The organism is Legionella lansingensis (assembly GCF_900187355.1).
GTDB classification, from domain to species: Bacteria; Pseudomonadota; Gammaproteobacteria; order Legionellales; family Legionellaceae; genus Tatlockia; species Tatlockia lansingensis.
On sequence record NZ_LT906451.1, the window covers coordinates 2116897 to 2138947 of the forward strand.

The following is a 22051-nucleotide window of genomic DNA, read 5'->3' on the forward strand; positions in this document are numbered from 1 at the left end:
TATCACGGAGAAATCATGTCAATCAAAAATGCAATTTACGCCCAGTCTGGTGGCGTTACCGCAGTTATTAATGCTTCAGCTTGTGGAGTCATTCAAACGGCACGGCGATACCCGGAAAAAATAGGCAAAGTATATGCCGCACAAAATGGCATCATTGGAGCCTTAAATGAACAACTGATCGATACCTCCTTAGAAAGTGATGAAGACATCGCCAAATTAATGCATACCCCTTCTGGTGCATTTGGCTCATGCCGTTATAAACTGAAGGATAGCGGCGCTGAATATCAACGGCTAATAGAAGTATTCAAGGCTCATGATATTGGATACTTTTTTTATAATGGTGGTGGAGACTCACAGGACACTGCCTATAAGGTCTCAAAATTAGGTAGTGATATGGGCTATCCAATCACTTGTATTGGTATTCCCAAAACCGTGGATAATGACTTACCCTTCACCGATGCTTGTCCTGGCTTTGGTTCAGTTGCAAAATATGTAGCCATCTCCACATTAGAAGCTGGCTTCGATGTGGCATCTATGGCAGCTTCTTCCACAAAGGTGTTTATTCTTGAAGTGATGGGAAGACATGCGGGCTGGATAGCAGCAGCAAGTGGTCTTGCAGGTCAAAATGCATACGAGCCGCCTCACATCATCCTCTTCCCCGAAGTTCCTTTCAAACAGCAACATTTCTTAAGCAAGGTTGATGAATGCGTCAAAAAATATGGTTACTGCGTTGTGGTTGTTTCTGAGGGTATTCGCAATGAAGAGGGGCAATTTTTAAGCGAAGCTGGTTTAAGAGATGCCTTCGGTCATGCGCAATTAGGGGGTGTCGCTCCTGTCATTGCGCAATTAATCAAGAGCGAGTTGGGCTACAAATATCATTGGGCTGTGGCCGATTATTTGCAACGCGCCGCAAGACATATCGCTTCTCAAGTTGATCTTGAGCAAGCCTATGCACTTGGTAAAGCTGCCGTTGACTTGGCTTTATCAGGACATAATGCCATCATGCCAATCATCAAACGTGAACAAGATGCACCTTATCGATGGTCAATTAGTCATGTTCCGCTGGCTGAGGTTGCCAATCAAGAAAAAACCATGCCGAAAAGTTTTATCAGTGAGGATGGCATGGGGATTACTGAAGAGTGCCGCCGCTATCTGGCTCCATTAATACAAGGCGAGGCTTACCCACCCTATAATAACGGTTTACCTGATTATGTGCGACTTAAAAATAGACTGGTGGCGCAAAAACTCTAGATCGTAATAATATCACCCTCACGATCATATTCTCATTTGTCATTCCCGCCTTCGCGGGGATGACAAATGACATAAGAGTTTTGAGAATGAATAAATCTTAGGAGCTCTTACCTACAACCAGACGGACGATATTTTTCTGGTAAAGTTCCTTCAGTGCAAGTCCAAGTTAATTCGCCATTCTGCCTCATCGATGGCACTAATAAGATGGTGCCATCACCTGCCTCAGGTGTGTATGTGATAGTGATAACCCCTTTATCTCCTATGGTTATGGATTTCACGTTGACAGTAGGTGAAGGGCTGGTATAACCAGCAGCCTCCTGATTTGCAGGTAAAGCACGATTGGTCATTGCTGTTTCTGTCACTGCAATTTTTGCCTGGGATGCCAAGTTCAATCCTTCAATGACCCTTGCGCGCACAATATGCTGTCTATAGGCAGGCACAGCAATAGAAATAAGAATCCCTAAAATAGCAATAACAATCATCAGTTCAATGAGTGTGAACCCTCTCTGCTTCATGCGGACCCTCCTGGGCATGTTTGTAGAAAATTGGCAAAAGATAGCATAATTAAATTTAGAAAGCATTTGAAAATTGAGTATACTTAATAAACATCTTGTATAGGACAAAAAATCAAAATGGCGTCTTTGCGAGCGTTAGCGAAGCAATCCAGATCGAACTTTGAACAAAGGTTTGTACTAGATTGCTTCACTTCGTTCGCAATGACAGTATAAAAATTTTGTCCTGTGCAAAGAGTAAACATTTACTTTGGTGGACCATTTTATGTCGCGGCAAGATCGAATTATAACGTTAATTAACGGTGCACTGGATGCGGCTCATTTGTCTGTAGAAAATGAATCCAGTAAGCACCATGTTCCGTTAGGGTCAGAAACCCATTTTAAGGTGCTCGTTGTCTCCGATGCCTTCAAAGGGATGACGATGATTAATCGCCATCGAAAAATTAACAGCCTATTGGACGATGAATTAAAGACTGGGTTACATGCCCTAACACTTCATTTATATACCCCAGAAGAATGGCAGCAACGAAACGGAACAACCCAAAAATCACCATCATGTCGGGATGGATACCATCATGGATAACCCTCTTTATTGGCAAAAAGAACATACCCTGGCCCCAAAAACACGAGGGTTTCATCTGATCACCAAAGAACTAGAGCCCATATTGCTATCAATGCCAAAAATAAAAACAGGCCTAGCTCACTTTTTCCTACAGCATACTTCTGCTTCTTTAGCCATTAGTGAAAATACGTGTACTGATGTACGTCTGGATCTAGAAACCTATTTTAATCAAGCCATACCAGAAGACAATCGATTATATCGACATACTCTGGAAGGTGAAGATGACATGCCAGCACACATTAAAAACATCTTGCTTGGAACCAACCTTACTATACCCATTAAGGATGGACAATTAGCACTAGGCCAGTGGCAAGGGATTTATCTATGTGAACATCGCAATCAAGCGAGTGCACGGCGAATTATTATCACCGTGCATGGATGTTGACTTTAGTGTACAGTGGCTTGAGTTTGAGTGTGCTGCCTTTCTTCACTCTTCTTACCACCAGTATGGAGCAATGAAGACATCATATTCACACCATGAAATAGAGCGTCACCCGCAAGTGCTGCACTTGGAACATCAGAGCAGCCTGAGTTGACAAACCCCATATAAATTGCACCTAATCTTGCCGTATTAAGAAAAAGACCACCCAGTTCCATTGATTCTGTTGAGTTGGGAGCTAATGCTCTGAAACTGATAAGATGAGCGAGGAAATCTAAAGAAAACTCCCCAGCGGTCTCGGGATTAGAAATCATGCTGTAAGCTGCTGCTCCCATCGCAGCCAAATTTAATGCCTGTACACTTGCTAGTGCGAGGTTTTGCCGATTAAATGAACTTGTAAAAAATCTTAGCATTTTATTTTTCCTTTTCCGTGAAGGTGAGAATTTTGTAACAAAATGTCATCAAAGATACAAGCTCTGTAGCAAAATTTGTCTTTTAAATTCACCGCGGGAATACTTTTCATAGCCATACTCCTTCCCTTATAATGTCTATCTTTTTGCCAATTACCTCCACTGGAACTGTTATATGAAAGCATGGTCTTCGGAAAAAATTTCGGTTGTTGCCCTCGTATTATTAATTACCGGAGCCATCGATAGTATTCGTAATTTACCCACAACAGCACTTTTTGGTTCCTCACTCATTTTCTTTTTTATTTTTTCGGCCATTGTATTTCTTATTCCTGTAGCCTTGGTTGCTGCAGAACTTTCATCAACTTGGCCTGAAGAAGAAGGCGGGGTTTATAGTTGGGTGAAGCATGCCTTTGGTGAAAGCATGGCTTTCATAACCATCTGGCTGCAATGGATCAATACCATGGTTTGGTATCCTACCATTTTATCGTTTATTGCCGGCACCTTGGCTTATCTGATAAACCCGGCTTTAGCACAAAATAAATATTACTTAATTACGGTTATCCTTATTGTCTTTTGGTCGCTTACTTTTCTTGGGCTTGCAGGTTTGCGCGCATCCGCGGCTTTCGCCAGTTTTTGTGCCATTTTTGGCATGATTTTACCAATGGGGTTAATTATTTTGCTTGCACTTATATGGCTGGTAAAAGGGAATCCGATTGCAATTGACTTACACTTGCATAGCTTGATTCCTCAATGGAAGAACACACAATCCTGGGTATCCTTAACGGCGATAATGACCTCTTTTCTTGGAATGGAACTTGCTGCAGTACACGTGCGCAACGTTCGTGATCCCCAGCGTAATTTCCCACGAGCCATGTTTTTTTCAGCTCTACTAATTTTAAGCACCATGATTCTGGGCTCATTAGCTATCGCATTTGTTCTTCCTCAAGAAAAAATTAATTTGGTTGCTGGAGTGATGCAAGCTTTTACGAACTTTTTTCAGGCTTATCATCTAACTGCACTCATGCCGCTCATTGTTGTTTTACTATTACTTGGCAGCCTAGGAAGTATGGTTAACTGGATTATCTCTCCCGCCAAAGGCTTATTGCTTGCGGCAGATAATGGTTTCCTACCACATTGGCTCTATCGCCTAAATCGTCACGGAGTGGCCTCCCGTATTTTAGTCTTACAAGCCATTTTAGTGACACTGCTTTGCAGTGGATTTTTATTATTCCCAAGTGTCAATGCCATTTATTGGCTGTTTACTGATCTGAGCACCGAACTATATATTATGATGTACGTCTTGATGTTCATTGCAGCTTGGTCTTTAAAGAAGAAATTTGCACACTTACCACGTGCTTTTGTGATACCAGGTAGAACATTCGGTTACTATTCAACGTGCATTCTGGGTTTGGCAGGTTGTGCTATTACCTTGTTTGTAGGTTTTATACCCCCTGAAACCAGTATGGATCTGGGAGGAGCAGGGCATTTTCGCTTGATTTTTGCTAGCGGCATCTTCATTATGATTTTTCCAGCATTGCTATTGTATTTACGTAAAAAGCGATTGGATAAAAACGCAATTGGGAGCCTGTCATGAAGGGTGACGATAAGCTTGCAAGTATACGTACAAAAATTGATAAGTTAGATAAGGACATTTTTAACTTAGTGCGTGAGCGAGCTGCTTTAGCTGCACAGATAGCCAAAATTAAACAACAGCAGCACACCCCTATTTATTATCGTCCAGAGCGAGAAGCTCAGATCTTGCGTTCAATTGTGGCTAACAATGATAGCCTCTTGCCCGATCGGGAAGTAGCCCGTATTTTCCGTGATATCATGACAGCTTGCCTTGCCTTGCAACAACCTCTATCCATTGCCTATCTTGGTCCTGAAGGCACGTTTACCCAACAAGCAGTGGAAAAACATTTTGGGGAGAGTGTGAATTTGGTTCCCGAACTTTCGATCACAGAAGTATTTAAGCAGGTAGAAAGTGGTAATGTCCATTATGGGGTTGTCCCTATTGAAAATAGCACAGAAGGCATGGTTAATATCACCCTCGATAATCTCGTTACTAGTGACGTACAGATTTGTGGAGAAATTGCCTTACGTATCCACCATCATCTGGCACGTATTGCTCCTTCCCAACCTCTCAAAGTCATTTATGCTCACCAACAAACATTGTCTCAATGTCGTCATTGGCTAGGTGTTCATTACCACAATGTGGAGCTTAAAGAGGTAGCCAGCAATGGGCTTGCAGCTCAACTCGCGGCGCAAGATCCAGAATCAGCAGCCATATGTGGCAATAAAGCGATTGAAATTTATAAATTGCAAAAATCCCATCAACATATAGAAGATTACCCCAATAACACCACACGTTTCATTATTCTGGGCAAACAACTTCCAGGCCCTAGTGGTTGTGATAAAACCTCCATTGTGATCTCTACACCCCATGAACCAGGAAGCTTAATCCAGCTTCTATCTCCTTTTGAAAAATATAAAATCAACATGACATTGATAGAGTCGCGTCCATACCGACATAGAAATTGGAGCTACCTCTTTTTTATTGATTTTGAAGGACATCAATCCGAACCCCAGATTCAGGCCGCCTTAAATGAGTTAGCAAGTCGCTCTGTGATGATGACTCTGCTAGGTTCTTATCCTCAGAGTATGGGCTGAAGGATGAACCTGGGTTCACTAACACTCACAAGACCCAATTATTAGGGTCTGTTGACAACTGCTCTACAAGGCCTACGTGACGCGGCTTGTCCGCGTCATCCAGGGATCTTGTGAGTACCGCGGACAAGCCGCGGTACGTAGGGGTTATGGTCAACAGGCCTAATTTGTCTCATACAAAGAAGAAACGAATTTACGAGCCAAAACAAGATCTTCTTTTGTGTTAATATCTTGTAGTGGTGAAACGCAGGCTGTTTCAACTCTAATTTGGTGCCCTGCCCAAAGTACTCGTAATTGCTCCAATGCTTCTGTTGCTTCAAGTTCGCATACAGGCCAATTGACAAAGTCTAGCAAAAAGAAAGCACGATAAGCATACAATCCAATATGACGAAAGACATTCTTGATACTATTTGGGTTATCACGATTTGCAGGAATAGCACTTCTAGAAAAATAAAGTGCATTGTTATTGCAATCACGCACCACTTTGACAACATTACTATTCTGCAATTGTTCCTGTTGATCCAGAGGCCAACACAACGTGGCCATGGGGGTTGGTGAATCATATAAGCTTCGTGCGACCTGAGCAATTAATTCAGGAGCAATAAATGGTTCATCACCTTGCACATTGACAATAATATCTTGCGGAGAAAATTGACCACTCACTACTACCTCCGCAATTCTATCAGTGCCTGTTTGATGACTCAGTGCCGTCATTTTTACCTGAGCCCCAAACGATTCAGCATGCTTGGCAATGATCAAATGATCGGTGGCAATGGTGATGGACTTTGGCTTAGCCTGCAAGGCTTGTCGATAAACCCGTTCAATAACCGTGATCCCTTCAATCTCCATCATCAACTTACCGGGTAAGCGAGATGAGTGATAACGCGCAGGAATGATGACGTGAAACTCACAACTCATAATTGTTCTTTTTCCTCTAACGGAATCAAGCGTGCTTCTTGTTCCAGCATCACAGGTATGCCATCACGGATAGGATAGGCTAGACGATCAAAACGACAAATCAATTCTTTCTCTTTAATGACCAATTTGCCTTTACAAAGTGGGCAGACCAGAATTTCAAGCAATCGCTTATCCACGGGGCTCTCCTTGGGTTACTTGGTTGCGAATGTACACAGGTGACGCTTTTGCAGCAGAAATAGCTTGTATTTTACCACTCAAAGCGATACGAATCATCGCTTGTGCTTGAGGATAAATGAGGCACTTTTTAATAATTCTTTCTTGAATTACAGGTGATAATTGATCGAAGTAAGGTTCAAATCCAACCCCTGCAAGAATCAAGGGAGAAACTGGTGAGACCGTAATGTTGGCAACGGCATCCACAGACTCTTGCACTTCATATTGGTGAGGTGCAAGACATGCCCAGTATACTTGATTCATTCTGGCATCGATCATGGCAAGCACGCTGCTTGCATCATCTTCGGTATGATAAAAGGCTTCCTCGGCTATCGCTGCAAGACTACTTACTGGGAATAAAGGAAGATCATGCGCATAAGCAAGGCCCTTCGCAACACTGCAAGCAATACGAAGACCAGTAAAACTGCCTGGCCCCCGACCATAAACAATAGCATCAAGTTGACTTAATTGAAGTCCACCTTCCGCTAAGAGCTGCTCAATCATAGGCAATATCACTTGCGCATGTTGTCGCTGCCCTCGCAGCTCACTATTTTTTAATTTGCCGCCTACACTTAAGCCGACAGATATATATTCTGTTGAAGTATCAATTGCCAACAGGTTCATTTTTTAAAGCCAATTTACTTATAAACGTTAGTACAGTTTGCTCATCACGTGTTTTCCTTAACGCCGGGAAGCTAGCAAAGATATGACGGCCATACTCTCTTCCTGTCAAACGAGGATCAGCTATCATTAATACGCCTCGATCATTAACGTCCCGAATGAGTCGTCCAATGCCCTGCTTCAACGCCAACACGGCATTTGGCAACGATAATTCATCAAAGCCTGATAGTCCTTGCGATTTAAAATAAGCCATTTTACCACGTATCACAGGATCTCCTGGGCTTGCAAAAGGTAATTTATCAATAATAACACATGATAATGCCTCACCTTTGACATCAACACCCTCCCAAAACGTAGCAGTTCCCAGAAGTACTGCATTGCCCAACTGCCGAAAACGCGCCAACAAAATAGGTTTGGCTTCCTCTCCTTGAATTAAGAGAGGGTAGTTTAAGGCATTGTTTAGTCTTTGAGCAACTAACTTTAACGCTTTATGACTGGTGAACAAGAAAAAACAACGCCCACCACAGGCTTCGATGATAGGCAATGCTTTTTCTAGTAACACATCATAGTAGCGCGCATCTTTAGGATCAGGTATATCACGTGGCAAATAAAGTAAAGCTTGTTGCTGATAATCGAAAGGACTCGGCAATAATAACGTTTTCGCTCTCGATAAACCCAAAGGTTTCATAAAACAATCAAAAGAGGAGGCCATCGTTAATGTGGCCGAGGTAAAAACATAAGCACTTTGCTTACGTGCTAACAATGCACTAAAGGACTCAGCTATATCAAACGGTGTGGCGTGAAAAACCAGTGTATGTTTAAAGCGCTCTAGCCAGCGGATTTGTATTTTCTCGGTCATGCTGAAATGCGATAAACGCTCTTTCAATTCCTCAAAACGCTTTGCACAGCGCATCAAGCCAACAGTAACCTCAAAATCCACGCTCCTGACACATTCCAAAAATTCATCAATCAATTGCAATAGCATGATCCAGGCTGTAATAAACGCCTGATTGCGCTCCACGACGTCCCAGCTTATTCGCTCTTCATGCGCTGGTAGAGCCAGAAATAACTGGTCAAGTACTCGATCCGTTTTTAAGCTTAATTCCTTTAAGGGTTGATTCGCTAAATCAAGTACAGGCCATTCACGTAATAAATCATCAATCAGATCACGGATCTGTCGCGTCCCTACTCGCTCGCCATCAAAATTTGCAGCAATCTCGGCCAATTGATGTGCTTCATCAAAGATGACGACCTCAATATCGGGAAGTAATTCACCAAAACCTTCTTCCTTTAATCGGGAATCAGCAAAAAAAAGATGATGATTAATGACAACGATATCTGCTTCTAAGGCCCGTTTGCGAGCTTTTACTAAAAAACAACTTTCGTGATACTCACATTCACTGCCTAAGCAATTTTCTGTTGTCGATGTTACATAAGGCCATGCTGCAGAATCCTCACTAATTTCCGGTAACTCTGAACGCTCGCCATTGACTAACTGAGGTAGCTTTTCCCTTATATGTAAAAGCTCGTGCACAGCTTGTGGAGAATTAAAACGCCCTTCTTCAGCGTGTAGTTCTATACGATACCGACAAAGGTAATTGGCTCGCCCCTTTAGATTTTGGACAGAGACAGCAATACCTAAAGCGCGAATAAGCATGGGTAAATCTTTATGGAACAGCTGGTCTTGCAATGTCTTAGTAGCTGTTGAAATAAGCGCCTTTTTGCCACTTAACAAACAGGGAATCAAATAAGCAAACGTTTTCCCAGTACCTGTCCCGGCTTCGGCGATCAATGTTGATTGCTCTGTGATCGCTTGTGCAATTGCTGTTGCTAAAGTAATTTGTGGTGCTCGCGCTACAAAGCCAGGGATAGCAGTAGAGAGCCTTCCATGATTACCGAGAACTCGCTGACAATGGTTGATAGCATCGCCCGCGAGAGAGCTTATTTCTTCCACTCTTTTTCAAGGTACTTAAGCTTACCCTCAACCCCTTCCCAAGATTCTGCATCTTCCGGGGGCTCTTTTTTAGAAGTGATATTAGGCCACTCTTTTGCAAGTTCTGCGTTGAGTTCCTGGAATTGCTTTTGATCGTCCGTGAGATCATCCTCAGAGACAATAGCATCGACAGGACACTCCGGTTCACATAAAGCGCAATCAATGCATTCATCAGGATGAATAACTAAAAAATTGGGGCCTTCATAAAAACAATCTACCGGACAAACTTCGACGCAGTCGGTATACTTACACTTAATACAACTTTCGGTAACAACAAAGGTCATAAGCAAACCCTATACTTAATTCTTAACATAATAGTTTATTAAAGCACAAATTACCTTATTCCTGCCAGGATTTTAGAGTCAGAAAATAGCTTCAACACCATATAACTGTAGTATATGATAACTCATCGATGCTTTAGTTAAATGTTTGAGTCAGAAGTATGCCAGGTTCAGAGCAACATAGACAGGTACGTGATTTTTTGTATAAGTATTACCCCAATAGTGATCTTGAAAATATGCAGATTGCTCCACTCAAGGGAGGAATAGCTACAACAATATTCAAAGTCAATCTATCAGACGAAGGAAAGGAATATTGTGTTGTTGTAAGAAAGAATCCTGAGCAAATAGATTTAAGAGATTATAATCGTGAGATTTTATTTCAAGACTTTTGTTCCGCTGCCGAAATTGGACCTAAAATACTTTATAGGGATAGTGATTATACATTAATGGAATTCATTCATGGAGAATGGCCGCTACCAGAAACTTTGGACAAACCACAACTAACAAGTATTGCAAACAGCATTCGCATATTACATTCTGCCGATTTAACAATTAATTTATCTGATGCTCATTTTTTATTTCAGCTGAAACAAATGCTTAAAGAAAAAAATTCTGATCCAGAAAAAGAAGAATTGCTTGTAAGAGCAAGGCATTGGATTGAGCAGGTGGGAGAATTTTTCTATAAAGATAGTCATTTATGCCCTTGTCATTTAGATTTAAATCCCGGGAATATTTTGTTAAGTCAACAAAATAAAACGTTTTTAGTAGATTTTACTGATTCTCATTGTGATGATAAATTTATAGATTTAGGAAAGTTTGCTGCTTATATGGGTTTAGGAGCAAATGAAAAAATAACTCTACTTAAATCTTATTTCAGTGGTGAACCCTCAAGAAAGCAAATCGCTTTACTCAATATTGCTCAAATGTTATTTGAACTTAGGCTTGGCATGGTGGGTTTGTTGAATATTAAATCTGATGCAGAATTAAAAGAATTATTAGCAAATCAAGATTTAAATGCAGATTCGAAAAAAGCACATCATTCATTAATACATGATTATTTACATGGCAATATTCAAGATGAAAATATTTTCTATAAACGTCTTGTAGACGTTTATTATCTGTCATGGAAACAAAAAATTGAGTCTAAAGAATATTTAGAGGATATGCATATTCTATCAAATCCAAGCTATCAAAGCTTTTTTGATTTTAATATTTCCGCTGAGATTGATATAAAGAGCAATAAACAGAATGTTTATAACTAGAGCGCCGAATGATTTAAATAAAACAATAGCTCCCTATCCCTACGTACTGCGGCTTGTCCGCAGTATCCAGGAGAATACTGGTGGCTGCGAACTTATGGATACCGCGAACAAGTCGCGGTACGTCGAGGTGGTTTAATTTAAATCATTCGGCGTTCTAGGATGTGTTGACAATTATCGAATTTAATCCAAATTCAATCGAGGACCTACCGGGACAATTTGCGTCGGATTAATTGTTTTATGACTGAAATAATAATGCTGCTTAATTTGTTCAAAATTTACTGTTTCGCGCACCCCTGGATGATGATAGAGTCTTTTAAGATAAGCTTGCAGCGCTGGGTAATCAGTAATTCTCTGTTGATTTGCTTTGAAATGGCTGTAATAGACCGCATCAAAACGAATTAGTGTAGTAAACAACCGCCAATCGGCTTCAGTTAATCTTTCTCCAACCAGATATTCGTGCTGCTGCAAATGCCCTTCTAACTCATTAAGGGTAGTAAACAGTTCATAATAGGCTTGTTCATAAGCTTCTTGAGTGGTAGCAAAACCGCACTTGTAAACACCATTATTAACTGATTGATAAACTTTATCATTTATGGCATCGATTTCGGCACGCAAAGCCTCAGGGTAAAAATCTTGTTTATCACCCGTTAAATGATCAAAAGCCTGATTAAACTGGCGAATAATCTCTGCCGATTCATTATTAACGATGGTCTTTTCTTTTTTGTCCCATAAAACGGGTACCGTGACTCGGCCTGTATAGTTTTTATCTGCCTTGATATAGATCTCATAAAGATAATTTAATCCATATAAGTTATCTCCAGTGGCTCCCATACCTACTTTAAATTCCCAACCATGTTCAAGCATATGAGGATGCACAATAGAAATATCGATATAATGATCCAATTTCTTAAGTTTCCTAAAGATGAGTGTGCGATGTGCCCATGGGCAAGCTAAGGAAACATACAAATGATAACGTCCTTTTTCAGCGAGGAAACGAGCATTGGGATAGCTTTGTATTTCTTCTCTAAACTGCGTGGGTTCGCGTTTGAATTTCCCATCGGTCTTGGCGGTATCATACCATTTATCCTGCCAATGCCCATCGATTAATAAGCCCATCCGTCTCTCCCAAAGTTAAAAAGAAATCGCTACAAGTTAAACCAGTAAAAAACGAAAATTCTTTTGTATCTCAGCAAGATCAAACTTATTTAAGAATAGTGAAAAACTCATCCATGCGCCTAAAGCGGCCAAATCACGAAATGGGGGGGGTAAATACACAGGAGGGATCAAAAGATTGCGCTCCTTTAATTCACCAAGTAAAGGCAAGTCATCCAGAACCAACTTACCTGTAAACAGTAAAGGAATGGAATTAATCTTGTGTTGACTGATAGCAAAACGCATAAAGTTATAGATCAAGAGAAAGCCTTTGGCATAAGCCAAATCTTTAGTAAAAGGACCACCATCAGGAGTACTACCACGAAATACGCGAACAGCATGATTATAGCTGTCATCTTCACTCAAACCGCATTCAATAAAATAACGAAAAATATCAATAAAGTTTGCGCCTTCCCGAACTTTATCAAGCGCGATAACGCGGTTAGTAATCTTACGGACACGACCAGGATAAGAAGAGAAAGTGACTACTTCAGTAATAACAGCCAATCCTTCTTGAATCACACTGCTTGATGGTGAGCCTTTCGACAAGAAGAAACAATAAGGTTGTGTAGCACCGTTAAGTGTAGTGCCAACATGCACCCAACCTTCATGAACTTCTAGATAAGTCAAATCCCGATCACTAAACATGGCTTGCTGGCTTAGTTTAATGGTATCAGCACCAGCCGAGGCATCAGCAACCATACCATCACTTACCATAACCGTAACTTTTCCAGGATGTTGCTCGAAAAAATTGCTGAGACGTTCTTGTAATATTTCCTGAGCTTGCTTTGGGGTATAACGTTTGACATCTGCCTCTGATTGCAATTGCACATCAAGTGCGGTTAACACATCAAACAAGACTGTACCCAATTCGCTTAAACGTGGTCCCCCAGAATAAAAAGCATCATGAGGACTACCATATAATTCCATGGCTAGCTCACAGAATGTAGGTGTACCGCGAGCATCTAGCATCTGTACAGCCCTTGAATACTCTTCACACTGACGCTTAATTAAGCGTGCCACAGGCGAATATTGGCCAAGTTTATTTTGGGCATCACGCAAGATTAAGCGAAATTCTTCCTGTTTTTCTGTTGCATCAAAAGGCAGAGGCTTGCTGAGATAATAATCTTTATCTATCTTCGGTAAGATATTCCCCTTCTTGGCAAAAAATTCTTGCTTGATTGAATCATCCCACTTAATGCTATCCAAAATACGTATCGTGCGCTGTGCTTCTACCAAACGAGCAGATAATTCCTGGATGGTTGCTAACTCGTCAGATTCAGTGGCCATATGTCACCTTCTAAATTAAGTCGCCTGCTCAGTAATCGTTGGATCAGAGGGTGGTGCAATACTAACTCGCGCATTTTGATTCTGCGGAGGTAAATCATAAAAATGACTTATATTACTATCCGTCAATGGCGATGGGACTACCACAATCGGACCATTCCTACTGTTTAAATATTGTGACTCCCCATTTTTGGCATACTGTGAACACGCTGATAATAACGATACTGAAACGATTACAAAACCTATCTTTTTCACAACAATTTTTCCTCATTAAACGAGCTGCAAGTTATGTAATACTTGCTCTAATGCCGCGTGATGACCGGCAGATAAAGATGTTAAGGGTAACCGCAGTTCGTCATTGATTAATCCCATCCGGCTTAGAGCCCATTTTACAGGGATAGGATTTGATTCTACAAATAGTAATTCATGAAGCGTGGCCAATTGCTCATTTACACGTAGACAGTTTGCATGATCATTATCCAATGCAGCATCGGATAATTTTGCCATCTGACGAGGTGCGACATTGGCAGTAACTGAAATCACCCCTTTTGCTCCCGCTAGCATCCACTGAGCAGCCGTTAAATCATCACCGCTGTACACATCAAGAAGACCCTCACTCAAACGCAATATTTGCTGCAGGCGAGTTATTTGTCCTGTTGCCTCTTTAATACCAATAATATTTGAAACTTTTGCCAATCTAGCTACCGTTTCTGGGAGCAAGTCGCAAGCAGTACGGCCTGGCACATTATATAGAATAATCGGGATGGCCACCGATTTGGCAATTTGACTATAGTGCTGATAAAGACCTTCTTGCGTGGGTTTGATATAGGCGGGAGTCATAATCAGCGCGGCATGTGCCCCGCATTCCATTGCTTCTTGTGCAAAAGCAATGCACTCCTTTGTGGCGTTCGAGGCTGTACCGGCAATTACTGGTAACCTCTCACGTACCTGTTCAACAACCGTTTTTATAACCAAAAGCTTTTCCTGGTGAGAAAGGGTACCTGCCTCACCTGTAGTTCCTGCCGCGATGATAGCATGTGTACCTGCACTGATATGAAATTCCACCAACTCCCGTAGGCGTGCAACATCAACTTGATCTTCCGTCATCGGCGTGACTAGTGCCACCATACTTCCTCGAAACATAGCGCCCTCTTTTTCTTAGGATATTTGCCAATACTACTGGGGCATAGAGAATTTCTCAAGCGCGCAATAGAAAAAGCTAATGAGTCCTACATCAAACAAAGGGATTAGAGAGCGTTTACCGAACTATGTCATACCCGCGTAGGCGGGGATCCATCCTGATTAAAGCCTCGTACCACCCAGAATGGATTTCCACCTATGCGGGTATGACACAGTTAAATAAGCAGCAGTCTTGTTAAAAAAGGCTTTTTTCGATTTGCCTTTTAGCAGTTTCCATTGCTTTTCTTTCAGCTTCTTGTTTTGTTGTAAATACCTTTCCTACTGATTTTCTAACCACATAAGTACATTGATCGTAGTGAAAGATGAGCGAATATTCTGCTGCATATTTTCCATTACATTTTTGAGATACACACTCAAAATCAATTCCATTGTGTTTTCCTTTCATAGACTTCCCTATCTATTCAACGTCGTTGCTATGTAATGACTGAATACCCCTACGAGTAGTCATAAAAAGCCCCGTTTGTAAATCATGCAAACGGTCTTTTCATTATTCATTATAGTTCAATGAGAGACATGACTTATCTTCTTTTCTTCCTGGAACAGCAAATCTGAATTTGACCACATTTTGAGCAAGTGCGGCATTTTTGTACTAATATCTCTGATGAAGGACCTAACTATCAAGAGGAGCTTAACCATGAAAAAACTAATTTATGTTATGTTTTTCTTGGGGTTATCGACCATGGGTTTGGTTTCCTGTACTCCTACGCAAGTAGGTACTGCCACTGGAGCTGCAGCAGGGGCAGGTATCGGTTACGCTGTTAGTGGAGATGCAGGAGGAGCCCTTATTGGAGCCGGTGCAGGTGGACTACTCGGTTATGCAATAGGCCGAGAAGAAGAAAGAAGACGTTGCTGGTGGAGCTATGGGCGTTACTATTGCTACTAATACTTTACCACACTGAGTCTTTTTTCTAGCTCTCCCTTCCATTTTGTCTTGATTAATAGTTTTACTAAACTATTAAGGCAAAATGGAAAATCGTTGTTATAATCATATAAGAATAAACATCATGACAAAGGAATGTAAACATGAAATTAAAGAACAAAGTAGCTATCGTTACGGGTGCTGCCAGTGGAATTGGTAAAGAAATTGCTCTTGTCTATGCCCATGAAGGAGCAAGCGTCGCTATTGCCGATCTTAATCTTAGTCAAGCCCAGCAAGTTGCTGATGAAATCCAATCTAAAGGTGGCAAGGCCATGGCTGTTGCTATGGATGTCACTAACGAAGGTCAAGTGAATACAGGTGTTGATTCCGTAGCCAACAAATATGGAACAATTGATATTTTAGTTAGCAACGCTGGTATTCAGATCATTGAGTCTGTAGATAAACTCGCCTTCTCCGATTGGAAAAAAATGCTTGCTATTCATTTAGATGGAGCTTTCCTCACCACTAAAGCTTGTCTGAAGTACATGTACGGTGCAGGAAATGGCGGTAGCATTATTTATATGGGTTCCATACATTCTAAAGAGGCTTCCGTGTTAAAAGCTCCTTATGTGACTGCCAAGCATGGCTTACTTGGCCTATGTAGGGTGGTGGCTAAGGAAGGAGCTCAATATAAAGTCCGTGCTAATGTCATTTGTCCTGGCTTTGTGCGCACACCACTCGTAGACAAGCAAATTCCTGAACAGGCTAAAGCATTAAATATAAGTGAAGAGGATGTTATTAAAAAAGTAATGCTTAAAGAAACCGTTGATGGTGAATTTACAACGGTTGATGATGTTGCTCAAGCGGCATTGTTTTTTGCTTCATTCCCTTCAAATGCATTAACAGGACAGTCTATGATTCTTACTCATGGCTGGTTTATGGAATAAGAAGAAACCGTTCGCTATTAAAAAGATTTAGCCAATTACAGGAGTTGAGAATGAACGAATCACAGATCAAAAAAAATGCTTTTAACATGCCTTTTTGTAGTCCTTCCTATCCTCCTGGGCCCTATCGTTTTATCAACCGCGAATATCTCATTGTTACTTATGAAACGGACATTGATTTGTTGCGGGAAGTCGTTCCTGCTCCTCTAGAAGTAACGGAGCCGGTAGTTAAATTTGAAGTCATTCGCATGCCAGACTCAACAGGATTCGGAGATTACACAGAGTCAGGTCAAGTTATCCCTGTTCGGTTCAAGGGTAAAGAAGGCGGCTATACCCATGCTATGTATCTGGATGATCATCCACCCATCGCAGGGGGGCGCGAAATTTGGGGATTCCCTAAAAAACTCGCCCAACCCCGTTTGACGGTTGAGAAAGAAACCCTTCTTGGTACCTTGGACTATGGCTGCAATCGTGTTGCCACTGCGACCATGGGGTATAAATATCAAGCACTTGATAATAAAAAAGTAGCAGAAGCCTTAGGTGGACCGACCTATTTGCTAAAGATTATTCCTCATGTCGATGGCAGCACTCGCATTTGTGAGTTGGTGGAATACCATCTTACAGATATTACAATAAAGGGAGCATGGACTGGACCAGCAGAGTTAGAACTCTATCATCATGTCATGGCACCTGTTGCCAAATTACCTGTAAAACGCGTGATCAGTGGACTTCATTTTGTTTCTGACTTAACACTTCCCTATGGAAAGGTAGTACACGATTACTTGAAGTAATAAGGATATCCTTGATGAAAACAAGACCAGTCTACATTGCGGGTGGAATTCGTACCCCCTTCGTTAAATCAATGACGACTTACAAGGATGTTTCTACTCAAGATTTAATGATCGCCTCGCTACAAGCCTTAGTAAGGAAAATGAAACTTGAGGGTAAGCAGGTAGGTGATGTTGGATTAGGTGCAGTTATTAACAGCTCCTTTAATTGGAATTTAGCTCGAGAAAGCGTGCTTGGGACAGAACTGAATCCCTATACACCTGCCTTTACTTTACAGCGAGCTTGTGGGACTAGCCTCGAGACAATCCTGCAGATTGCTCTTAAAATTGCCAATTATCAAATTGACGATGGCATTGCCGGCGGAGTAGACACAAATAGTGACATCCCTGTCATGTTCCCTAACCGCTTTGCTCGCAAACTCCTTCACTTAAAACAGGCAAGAGGCGTCCTCGAGAAATTAAAAGCGATGGCATCCTTTAGACCTGCGGATTTCAAACCGGAATTTCCAGCTGTAGTGGAACCACGTACTGGCCTATCGATGGGTGAACATACCGAAAAAATGGTTAAGGAATGGAATATTTCGCGAGAAGAGCAAGATGAATTAGCATTGAGAAGCCATCAAATGGCGTTGTTGGCCTACTTGGAAGGATTCTATGACGACTTACTGATTGAATATAGAGGTCTGAAGCAAGATGGTATTTTACGATCCGATACAACGATAGACAAATTAGCTAAATTAAAGCCCGTTTTTGATACCAGTGGCAAGGGCACGTTAACAGCAGGTAATAGCACGCCTCTTACTGACGGTTCTGCAACGGTCTATCTTGTCAGTGAAACCATCGCCAATCACTATCAGCATCCCATTTTAGCACGCTTTGTCGATGCGCAAGTAGCCGCAGTGGATTTTGTAAAAGGTGCAGGCTTACTTATGGCTCCGACAATCGCCGTGAGTGAGTTACTAAAACGTCAGCAGTTAAAGCTTCAGGATTTTGACTTCTATGAAATTCATGAAGCGTTTGCGGGCCAAGTGCTTTGTACATTAAAAGCATGGGAATCAGAACAATACTGCAAGCGCGCTCTCAATCGTGAGGAGGCTTTAGGCAGCATTGATCGAGAGAAGATGAATATTAAAGGAGGTAGTCTTGCCCTTGGCCATCCCTTCGCCGCAACAGGTGCTCGCATCGTGAGTGGGCTTGCTAAAATTTTGCACCACCATGGCAAAGGAAGAGGACTAATTTCCATTTGTACAGCAGGAGGAATGGGTGTTGCCGCCATTCTGGAAGCAGTATAAAACCCTATTGCTTATTTTTTAAATGCAAGGTATCAGCCACATAGCGACCAACTAATTGTGCCATAATGATAGCTAGATAAGCCTGTCCTGTAAGCGATTCAAACCAGGAAAGGGTTTGCGCAATCGGTGATTTCGGATAAATATCGCCAAAACCAACAGTAGTTAAAGTGATAAATGAATAATAAATCACTGAGCTGTCATTCGTTAACATACCTGAAAACGCCTGCGGATCAAGACGATCTATCAATAAATAAAGATGAGCATAGGCTAAACCAATAAATAGATAGGCTGTTAACGAACCAAATAAAGTGGTCACATCAATGGTTTTATCCGCCAACGTATAGCGCAGAGAAACGATTGCCATCAACAGAAAGTACAGCATGGCAAAGAAAGTCTTGATAAGCTCCACCATAGGATGCGCGAGTAAAAAAGATAACAGCACACAAAGAACCTCTGTCATCATAAGGAAAGCGATGAGGAGAAGAAGTGCTTTGGAGCCTTTGCCAATAATGAAGAGACTAAAACCAATGAGAACAAAAAATATAAGATTGCCGAATTCAAAAAAGCCAAATTGAGCATCCACTGCTTTTGTTAGGCAAAATAAGATAAGAACGGCAAAAAGAAATAAAAAACGCAATTTCTCAATTAGGTTATATAAAACACCCATCAGTATCCTAAATAATCATGAGGTAATTAGGGAACAGCCCTAGCTTGATATTATCTTTTCTTGTCTCAAGAAGAAAGACAGGTGCTGCTGGTTGTTATGGAATCAACTTCTCTCTTATCCTCTCGGCCAAAGAAACAAGAACAGCAAGAAGATGACGGAATCGTTGCCTTTGCCTCGTCAAGTAGATGATTCAATTCGACCTGAGTTGACGTACCGCCTAACAACCCTCGAATGATGCGGACTATCCACAAACTACTGCGCAGTTGGCGGATAAATTGCAACTCTGGTCTTGGTTTTTTCCCCTTCCCGCCATTTAAAGCCATTTTTAATTGATCTAAAGTAACTCCCAAAGACTCATTCGCGTCTTTATTACGCAGAAAGTATTGCATGCAAACAACAGAAATCTCTTTTTTCATTTTAAGACTAAAGCGGTGATCTTCGCCTAAACCATGAAAAACCATGATTAGCTCTTCTGCAGTTTTGGCATCTCGTGCTCTATCGATGTACTCTGTGCGAAACCGATAAGAAATGAGCTTTAGATCCGGATACTTTTTTCTGAATTCTCTATAAAAGCATGTTCTATTTACCCCTTCATTCAACAGATGATTGATGATGAAAAAAGGATCTGTTCGAACATCCGGAGAATGGATTATTCCGGTGCTTCCTATTGATGACTCCAACGAGTGCACTCCTCGATCTTGAGATTCCTCCCTCTTTTCGCTTCTTAATTGCATTTGAGCTAATTTCACAGCGACATCAAGAGGAGTTTCTCCATTTTTATTCACTTTATTTGCATACTCTTTAAAATGACTCCAAGTTTCATGATAGCGATAGTCACCTAGACGAATAGCAACATGCAGCGGGGTATCATCGCCCACAAAACCACCTACAGGCTGGCACAAAGCATCAAACCCTTTGATTTGCTCAACAATGCCTGGCTGCAGCTGGACTTGACTTTCTTGACTCAAGCCATGAAAAATTTCCTTAATTAAAGCCTCCTTTGCCGTGTCATCAAGATCTCGGACATAATCACGAAAATCAGAGATTGAAAAGAGCACTGCTTTCAATCGAGAAACCCTGGCAACAGTAGCCTGAGTAATTAAAGCTATCTTGGCTCTCTCATCAGGATCCTGACTATCAAGAGAACGTGCCAGGTATTCTTCAACTACTCGAGACTCAATCAAAATATGTTTATACCAAGCTCGCCATTTGGCTTTTTGAAATGCCTCATCATTGGCTAATTCAGCGAATGCTGCAATTTCAGCCGCATCGGTATAAACTTTGGGGTCACAGGGATTAACAAGATAGCGCCTGCTAGTGGGCCAATAATGATTTTTAGAATCCTGCAACTTAGGAAAGTTAATCAGATCACGCGCAGTAATTTTGAAAGCATGTTCACCATGACGCCAATTCACAACCCGAGATTCATAATGAGACATGACACTGTCAGACAGGACCAAGCCATTATCAATCTTAAAGAAAACAACTGTTTTCACCCCTTTTCTGTCAACAATATAAAAACCAATATTTCCTTTATGCAAATCGTCTTCTTCCATGGTATAACCGCTACATAAATCACTGGCGAGGGAATCCATATCAAAAACCAATTTCTCGCCTTTTCTTGCCGTTTGATAGAAATCGGCAAAAAAGCCTGGGGGGAACTCATTGAAAAAATAAATTTGGTCATCCGGCTTGGCTTGTACTTCCGCGGATATGTTGCCTGTTTCAGCATCATAGTTAAGGTAATAAAACTTGCTCTCTTCAGCTTCCTTACTGTCAGCAGAATAACACATATGTTCAGACGCTAAGCCAAGTATCTCTCCATTACCTTTGACTAATTTATACTTAGGAGTGAGATAGGGCATTAAAAAAGCACTGAGCAAATTGCTGAATGCCACTTCGTAGAGGGATAAATCAGGATTATTGCGTTTATTTGACTTATAAAATAGATGAATGCCTTTATGGAGGGCATTAAAAACAAAATGTCCTGAGTGGCCTGCCTTTAAACCCAAGGTTATTTCATGATCGTTATAGAAATCAGGCATGGGAAATAAAACAAGACTTAATGTGCAATATTTTACTGAGCTTAGTCTAAAATTAAAACAGAAACCACCGAATTAAGCAAAAGTAACTGCACCAAGTTGTTATCGGGAGTAAACATCATGAGTCACGACGATCAAGCCCTCACTATTTCCAATCCTCGCCTTCTTGCGGCAGTCTATTTTGCTTTACTTGCTGTCATTGCAACGTGTGTAATTGACAGAATTCTTTATTTTATTGGCGTGCAGCAATTTTTGCCGCTATTTAAAGCTATATTATTGGCTGTTGTCGTAGCGAGTTGTTTTGGCGCGCTATTTGGTGAAAAAATTATATACAGCAAAAGACCTTACCGCAGAAAAGCTTTTTTATGGGGTTTTATCATGGTTATCGCAGCTTTGCCTGTTTATGATTTAGGTTTTCTATTACTCTCCGATGACCGTCTGGGGAATTCATTCCAAGGTGGAAATCCACAGCAAATGGTGCTTATTTATTTATTTGTTCTTATCTATAGCTTTATTATAGCGGGGCTTTGGCTAGGGATAGCAGCGGGATTTGCAGCAATGTATTTACGTGGACATCTCGTTTACGACATACTACACTCAAAAAACCAACGGCGAAGAAAGCCCGTGGAAAAAAGCTTACCGAAAACCAAATCCGGAAAGCCACACCACAGGATACGGACAATTCATTAAG

At 41.3% G+C, this 22051-nt stretch carries 25 protein-coding genes; 11 read left to right on the top strand and 14 right to left on the bottom strand.

The genetic code is table 11. From position 1 onward, the window contains the following. Positions 1–15 precede the first annotated feature (15 nt). Positions 16–1251, top strand: coding sequence for a 6-phosphofructokinase (locus tag CKV79_RS09625; protein ID WP_028372721.1), 1236 nt, complete (start codon positions 16–18; stop codon positions 1249–1251). A 107-nt stretch (positions 1252–1358) separates the two neighbouring features. Here the strand turns inward: CKV79_RS09625 and CKV79_RS09630 are convergent, their stop codons facing one another. After that, on the bottom strand, positions 1359–1766 hold the full coding sequence (locus tag CKV79_RS09630) for a pilin (RefSeq protein WP_028372720.1): 408 nt from the start codon (positions 1764–1766) through the stop codon (positions 1359–1361). Between the two features lie 262 nt (positions 1767–2028). Between CKV79_RS09630 and CKV79_RS09635 the strand changes: the two genes are divergently transcribed. Together CKV79_RS09635 and CKV79_RS09640 are read left to right on the top strand one after the other, a co-directional pair. After that, positions 2029–2346, top strand: coding sequence for a BolA family protein (locus CKV79_RS09635; protein WP_028372719.1), 318 nt, complete (start codon positions 2029–2031; stop codon positions 2344–2346). Then, positions 2339–2770, top strand: coding sequence for a secondary thiamine-phosphate synthase enzyme YjbQ (locus CKV79_RS09640; RefSeq protein ID WP_231950092.1), 432 nt, complete (start codon positions 2339–2341; stop codon positions 2768–2770). Before CKV79_RS09635 ends, CKV79_RS09640 begins: the two co-directional genes overlap by 8 nt. Positions 2771–2772: 2 nt before the next feature. Here the strand turns inward: CKV79_RS09640 and CKV79_RS09645 are convergent, their stop codons facing one another. Further along, on the bottom strand, positions 2773–3177 hold the full coding sequence (locus CKV79_RS09645; protein ID WP_028372717.1) for a hypothetical protein: 405 nt from the start codon (positions 3175–3177) through the stop codon (positions 2773–2775). Between the two features lie 172 nt (positions 3178–3349). Here CKV79_RS09645 and CKV79_RS09650 point away from each other — a divergent pair, with 172 nt between their 5' ends. Both CKV79_RS09650 and pheA read left to right on the top strand, forming a co-directional pair. Further along, positions 3350–4768 (top strand): APC family permease, encoded by a 1419-nt coding sequence (locus CKV79_RS09650; RefSeq protein ID WP_028372716.1) that lies wholly within the window; start codon positions 3350–3352, stop codon positions 4766–4768. Beyond that, positions 4765–5844 (top strand): prephenate dehydratase, encoded by a 1080-nt coding sequence (gene pheA, locus CKV79_RS09655; RefSeq protein ID WP_028372715.1) that lies wholly within the window; start codon positions 4765–4767, stop codon positions 5842–5844. The genes CKV79_RS09650 and pheA overlap by 4 nt, the downstream gene beginning before the upstream one ends. 159 nt (positions 5845–6003) lie before the next feature. On the opposite strand, the gene kdsB is transcribed toward pheA, so the two are convergent. The 5 genes from kdsB to fdxA are packed head-to-tail and all read right to left on the bottom strand — an operon-like array spanning position 6004 to position 9870. Next, positions 6004–6759 carry a 3-deoxy-manno-octulosonate cytidylyltransferase gene (gene kdsB / locus CKV79_RS09660; RefSeq protein ID WP_028372714.1) on the bottom strand — a complete coding sequence of 252 codons (756 nt, stop codon included), beginning with the start codon at positions 6757–6759 and terminating at the stop codon, positions 6004–6006. Beyond that, positions 6756–6935: a Trm112 family protein gene (locus CKV79_RS09665; RefSeq protein ID WP_028372713.1), complete on the bottom strand. Its 180-nt coding sequence runs from the start codon at positions 6933–6935 to the stop codon at positions 6756–6758. Before CKV79_RS09665 ends, kdsB begins: the two co-directional genes overlap by 4 nt. Beyond that, entirely contained in the window at positions 6928–7596 is a 669-nt protein-coding gene (gene tsaB / locus CKV79_RS09670; protein WP_028372712.1) for a tRNA (adenosine(37)-N6)-threonylcarbamoyltransferase complex dimerization subunit type 1 TsaB, read from the bottom strand. Before tsaB ends, CKV79_RS09665 begins: the two co-directional genes overlap by 8 nt. Next, positions 7577–9547 carry an ATP-dependent DNA helicase gene (locus CKV79_RS09675; RefSeq protein WP_028372711.1) on the bottom strand — a complete coding sequence of 657 codons (1971 nt, stop codon included), beginning with the start codon at positions 9545–9547 and terminating at the stop codon, positions 7577–7579. The genes tsaB and CKV79_RS09675 overlap by 20 nt, the downstream gene beginning before the upstream one ends. Continuing rightward, positions 9535–9870, bottom strand: coding sequence for a ferredoxin FdxA (gene fdxA / locus CKV79_RS09680; RefSeq protein WP_028372710.1), 336 nt, complete (start codon positions 9868–9870; stop codon positions 9535–9537). The genes CKV79_RS09675 and fdxA overlap by 13 nt, the downstream gene beginning before the upstream one ends. 158 nt (positions 9871–10028) lie before the next feature. Here fdxA and CKV79_RS09685 point away from each other — a divergent pair, with 158 nt between their 5' ends. Beyond that, on the top strand, positions 10029–11129 hold the full coding sequence (locus CKV79_RS09685) for an aminoglycoside phosphotransferase family protein (RefSeq protein ID WP_028372709.1): 1101 nt from the start codon (positions 10029–10031) through the stop codon (positions 11127–11129). A 180-nt stretch (positions 11130–11309) separates the two neighbouring features. Here CKV79_RS09685 and CKV79_RS09690 read toward each other — a convergent pair whose 3' ends face one another. The 5 genes from CKV79_RS09690 to CKV79_RS09710 form a co-directional block, all read right to left on the bottom strand. Continuing rightward, positions 11310–12245, bottom strand: coding sequence for a glutathione S-transferase family protein (locus CKV79_RS09690; protein WP_028372708.1), 936 nt, complete (start codon positions 12243–12245; stop codon positions 11310–11312). 36 nt (positions 12246–12281) lie between these two features. Then, positions 12282–13571 carry a flavohemoglobin expression-modulating QEGLA motif protein gene (locus CKV79_RS09695; protein ID WP_028372707.1) on the bottom strand — a complete coding sequence of 430 codons (1290 nt, stop codon included), beginning with the start codon at positions 13569–13571 and terminating at the stop codon, positions 12282–12284. A 15-nt stretch (positions 13572–13586) separates the two neighbouring features. After that, entirely contained in the window at positions 13587–13823 is a 237-nt protein-coding gene (locus CKV79_RS09700) for a hypothetical protein (RefSeq protein WP_081778038.1), read from the bottom strand. A 15-nt stretch (positions 13824–13838) separates the two neighbouring features. Then, positions 13839–14711: a 4-hydroxy-tetrahydrodipicolinate synthase gene (gene dapA / locus CKV79_RS09705; RefSeq protein WP_028372706.1), complete on the bottom strand. Its 873-nt coding sequence runs from the start codon at positions 14709–14711 to the stop codon at positions 13839–13841. 232 nt (positions 14712–14943) lie between these two features. Then, the gene (locus tag CKV79_RS09710) at positions 14944–15153 is read right to left on the bottom strand and encodes a hypothetical protein (protein ID WP_028372705.1); all 210 of its coding nucleotides are present in this window, start codon (positions 15151–15153) and stop codon (positions 14944–14946) included. A 249-nt stretch (positions 15154–15402) separates the two neighbouring features. Between CKV79_RS09710 and CKV79_RS09715 the strand changes: the two genes are divergently transcribed. The 4 genes from CKV79_RS09715 to CKV79_RS09730 all read left to right on the top strand — a co-directional run bounded on the left by CKV79_RS09715 (position 15403) and on the right by CKV79_RS09730 (position 18651). Continuing rightward, positions 15403–15651, top strand: coding sequence for a glycine zipper domain-containing protein (locus tag CKV79_RS09715; RefSeq protein ID WP_028372704.1), 249 nt, complete (start codon positions 15403–15405; stop codon positions 15649–15651). Positions 15652–15791: 140 nt separating this feature from the next. After that, entirely contained in the window at positions 15792–16574 is a 783-nt protein-coding gene (locus CKV79_RS09720; protein WP_028372703.1) for a 3-hydroxybutyrate dehydrogenase, read from the top strand. Between the two features lie 50 nt (positions 16575–16624). Then, positions 16625–17362, top strand: a complete 738-nt coding sequence (locus tag CKV79_RS09725; RefSeq protein WP_028372702.1) for an acetoacetate decarboxylase — start codon at positions 16625–16627, stop codon at positions 17360–17362. A gap of 14 nt (positions 17363–17376) precedes the next feature. Then, positions 17377–18651: an acetyl-CoA C-acetyltransferase gene (locus CKV79_RS09730; protein WP_028372701.1), complete on the top strand. Its 1275-nt coding sequence runs from the start codon at positions 17377–17379 to the stop codon at positions 18649–18651. Between the two features lie 4 nt (positions 18652–18655). Here CKV79_RS09730 and CKV79_RS09735 read toward each other — a convergent pair whose 3' ends face one another. Next, a complete protein-coding gene (locus CKV79_RS09735) occupies positions 18656–19318 on the bottom strand; it encodes an ion channel (RefSeq protein ID WP_051546097.1) in 663 nt (220 codons plus the stop codon). A gap of 65 nt (positions 19319–19383) precedes the next feature. Then, positions 19384–21363: a Dot/Icm T4SS effector AnkK/LegA5 gene (ankK, locus tag CKV79_RS09740; RefSeq protein WP_028372700.1), complete on the bottom strand. Its 1980-nt coding sequence runs from the start codon at positions 21361–21363 to the stop codon at positions 19384–19386. Positions 21364–21480: 117 nt separating this feature from the next. Here ankK and CKV79_RS09745 point away from each other — a divergent pair, with 117 nt between their 5' ends. After that, complete coding sequence (locus CKV79_RS09745) at positions 21481–22050, top strand: hypothetical protein (protein ID WP_028372699.1); 570 nt, start codon at positions 21481–21483, stop codon at positions 22048–22050. Position 22051 lies beyond the last annotated feature (1 nt).

Bases quoted from the DNA above. Each gene is read 5' to 3' on its own strand.
- CKV79_RS09720 (WP_028372703.1), top strand. From the start codon at position 15,792: ATGAAATTAAAGAACAAAGTAGCTATCGTTACGGGTGCTGCCAGTGGA.
- CKV79_RS09640 (WP_231950092.1), top strand. From the start codon at position 2,339: ATGGATAACCCTCTTTATTGGCAAAAAGAACATACCCTGGCCCCAAAA.
- CKV79_RS09710 (WP_028372705.1), bottom strand. From the start codon at position 15,153: ATGAAAGGAAAACACAATGGAATTGATTTTGAGTGTGTATCTCAAAAA.
- CKV79_RS09690 (WP_028372708.1), bottom strand. From the start codon at position 12,245: ATGGGCTTATTAATCGATGGGCATTGGCAGGATAAATGGTATGATACC.
- dapA (WP_028372706.1), bottom strand. From the start codon at position 14,711: ATGTTTCGAGGAAGTATGGTGGCACTAGTCACGCCGATGACGGAAGAT.
- CKV79_RS09735 (WP_051546097.1), bottom strand. From the start codon at position 19,318: ATGGGTGTTTTATATAACCTAATTGAGAAATTGCGTTTTTTATTTCTT.
- CKV79_RS09685 (WP_028372709.1), top strand. From the start codon at position 10,029: ATGCCAGGTTCAGAGCAACATAGACAGGTACGTGATTTTTTGTATAAG.
- fdxA (WP_028372710.1), bottom strand. From the start codon at position 9,870: ATGACCTTTGTTGTTACCGAAAGTTGTATTAAGTGTAAGTATACCGAC.
- CKV79_RS09630 (WP_028372720.1), bottom strand. From the start codon at position 1,766: ATGAAGCAGAGAGGGTTCACACTCATTGAACTGATGATTGTTATTGCT.
- tsaB (WP_028372712.1), bottom strand. From the start codon at position 7,596: ATGAACCTGTTGGCAATTGATACTTCAACAGAATATATATCTGTCGGC.
- CKV79_RS09695 (WP_028372707.1), bottom strand. From the start codon at position 13,571: ATGGCCACTGAATCTGACGAGTTAGCAACCATCCAGGAATTATCTGCT.
- CKV79_RS09625 (WP_028372721.1), top strand. From the start codon at position 16: ATGTCAATCAAAAATGCAATTTACGCCCAGTCTGGTGGCGTTACCGCA.
- CKV79_RS09715 (WP_028372704.1), top strand. From the start codon at position 15,403: ATGAAAAAACTAATTTATGTTATGTTTTTCTTGGGGTTATCGACCATG.
- CKV79_RS09650 (WP_028372716.1), top strand. From the start codon at position 3,350: ATGAAAGCATGGTCTTCGGAAAAAATTTCGGTTGTTGCCCTCGTATTA.
- kdsB (WP_028372714.1), bottom strand. From the start codon at position 6,759: ATGAGTTGTGAGTTTCACGTCATCATTCCTGCGCGTTATCACTCATCT.
- CKV79_RS09730 (WP_028372701.1), top strand. From the start codon at position 17,377: ATGAAAACAAGACCAGTCTACATTGCGGGTGGAATTCGTACCCCCTTC.
- ankK (WP_028372700.1), bottom strand. From the start codon at position 21,363: ATGCCTGATTTCTATAACGATCATGAAATAACCTTGGGTTTAAAGGCA.
- pheA (WP_028372715.1), top strand. From the start codon at position 4,765: ATGAAGGGTGACGATAAGCTTGCAAGTATACGTACAAAAATTGATAAG.
- CKV79_RS09645 (WP_028372717.1), bottom strand. From the start codon at position 3,177: ATGCTAAGATTTTTTACAAGTTCATTTAATCGGCAAAACCTCGCACTA.
- CKV79_RS09635 (WP_028372719.1), top strand. From the start codon at position 2,029: ATGTCGCGGCAAGATCGAATTATAACGTTAATTAACGGTGCACTGGAT.
- CKV79_RS09725 (WP_028372702.1), top strand. From the start codon at position 16,625: ATGAACGAATCACAGATCAAAAAAAATGCTTTTAACATGCCTTTTTGT.
- CKV79_RS09745 (WP_028372699.1), top strand. From the start codon at position 21,481: ATGAGTCACGACGATCAAGCCCTCACTATTTCCAATCCTCGCCTTCTT.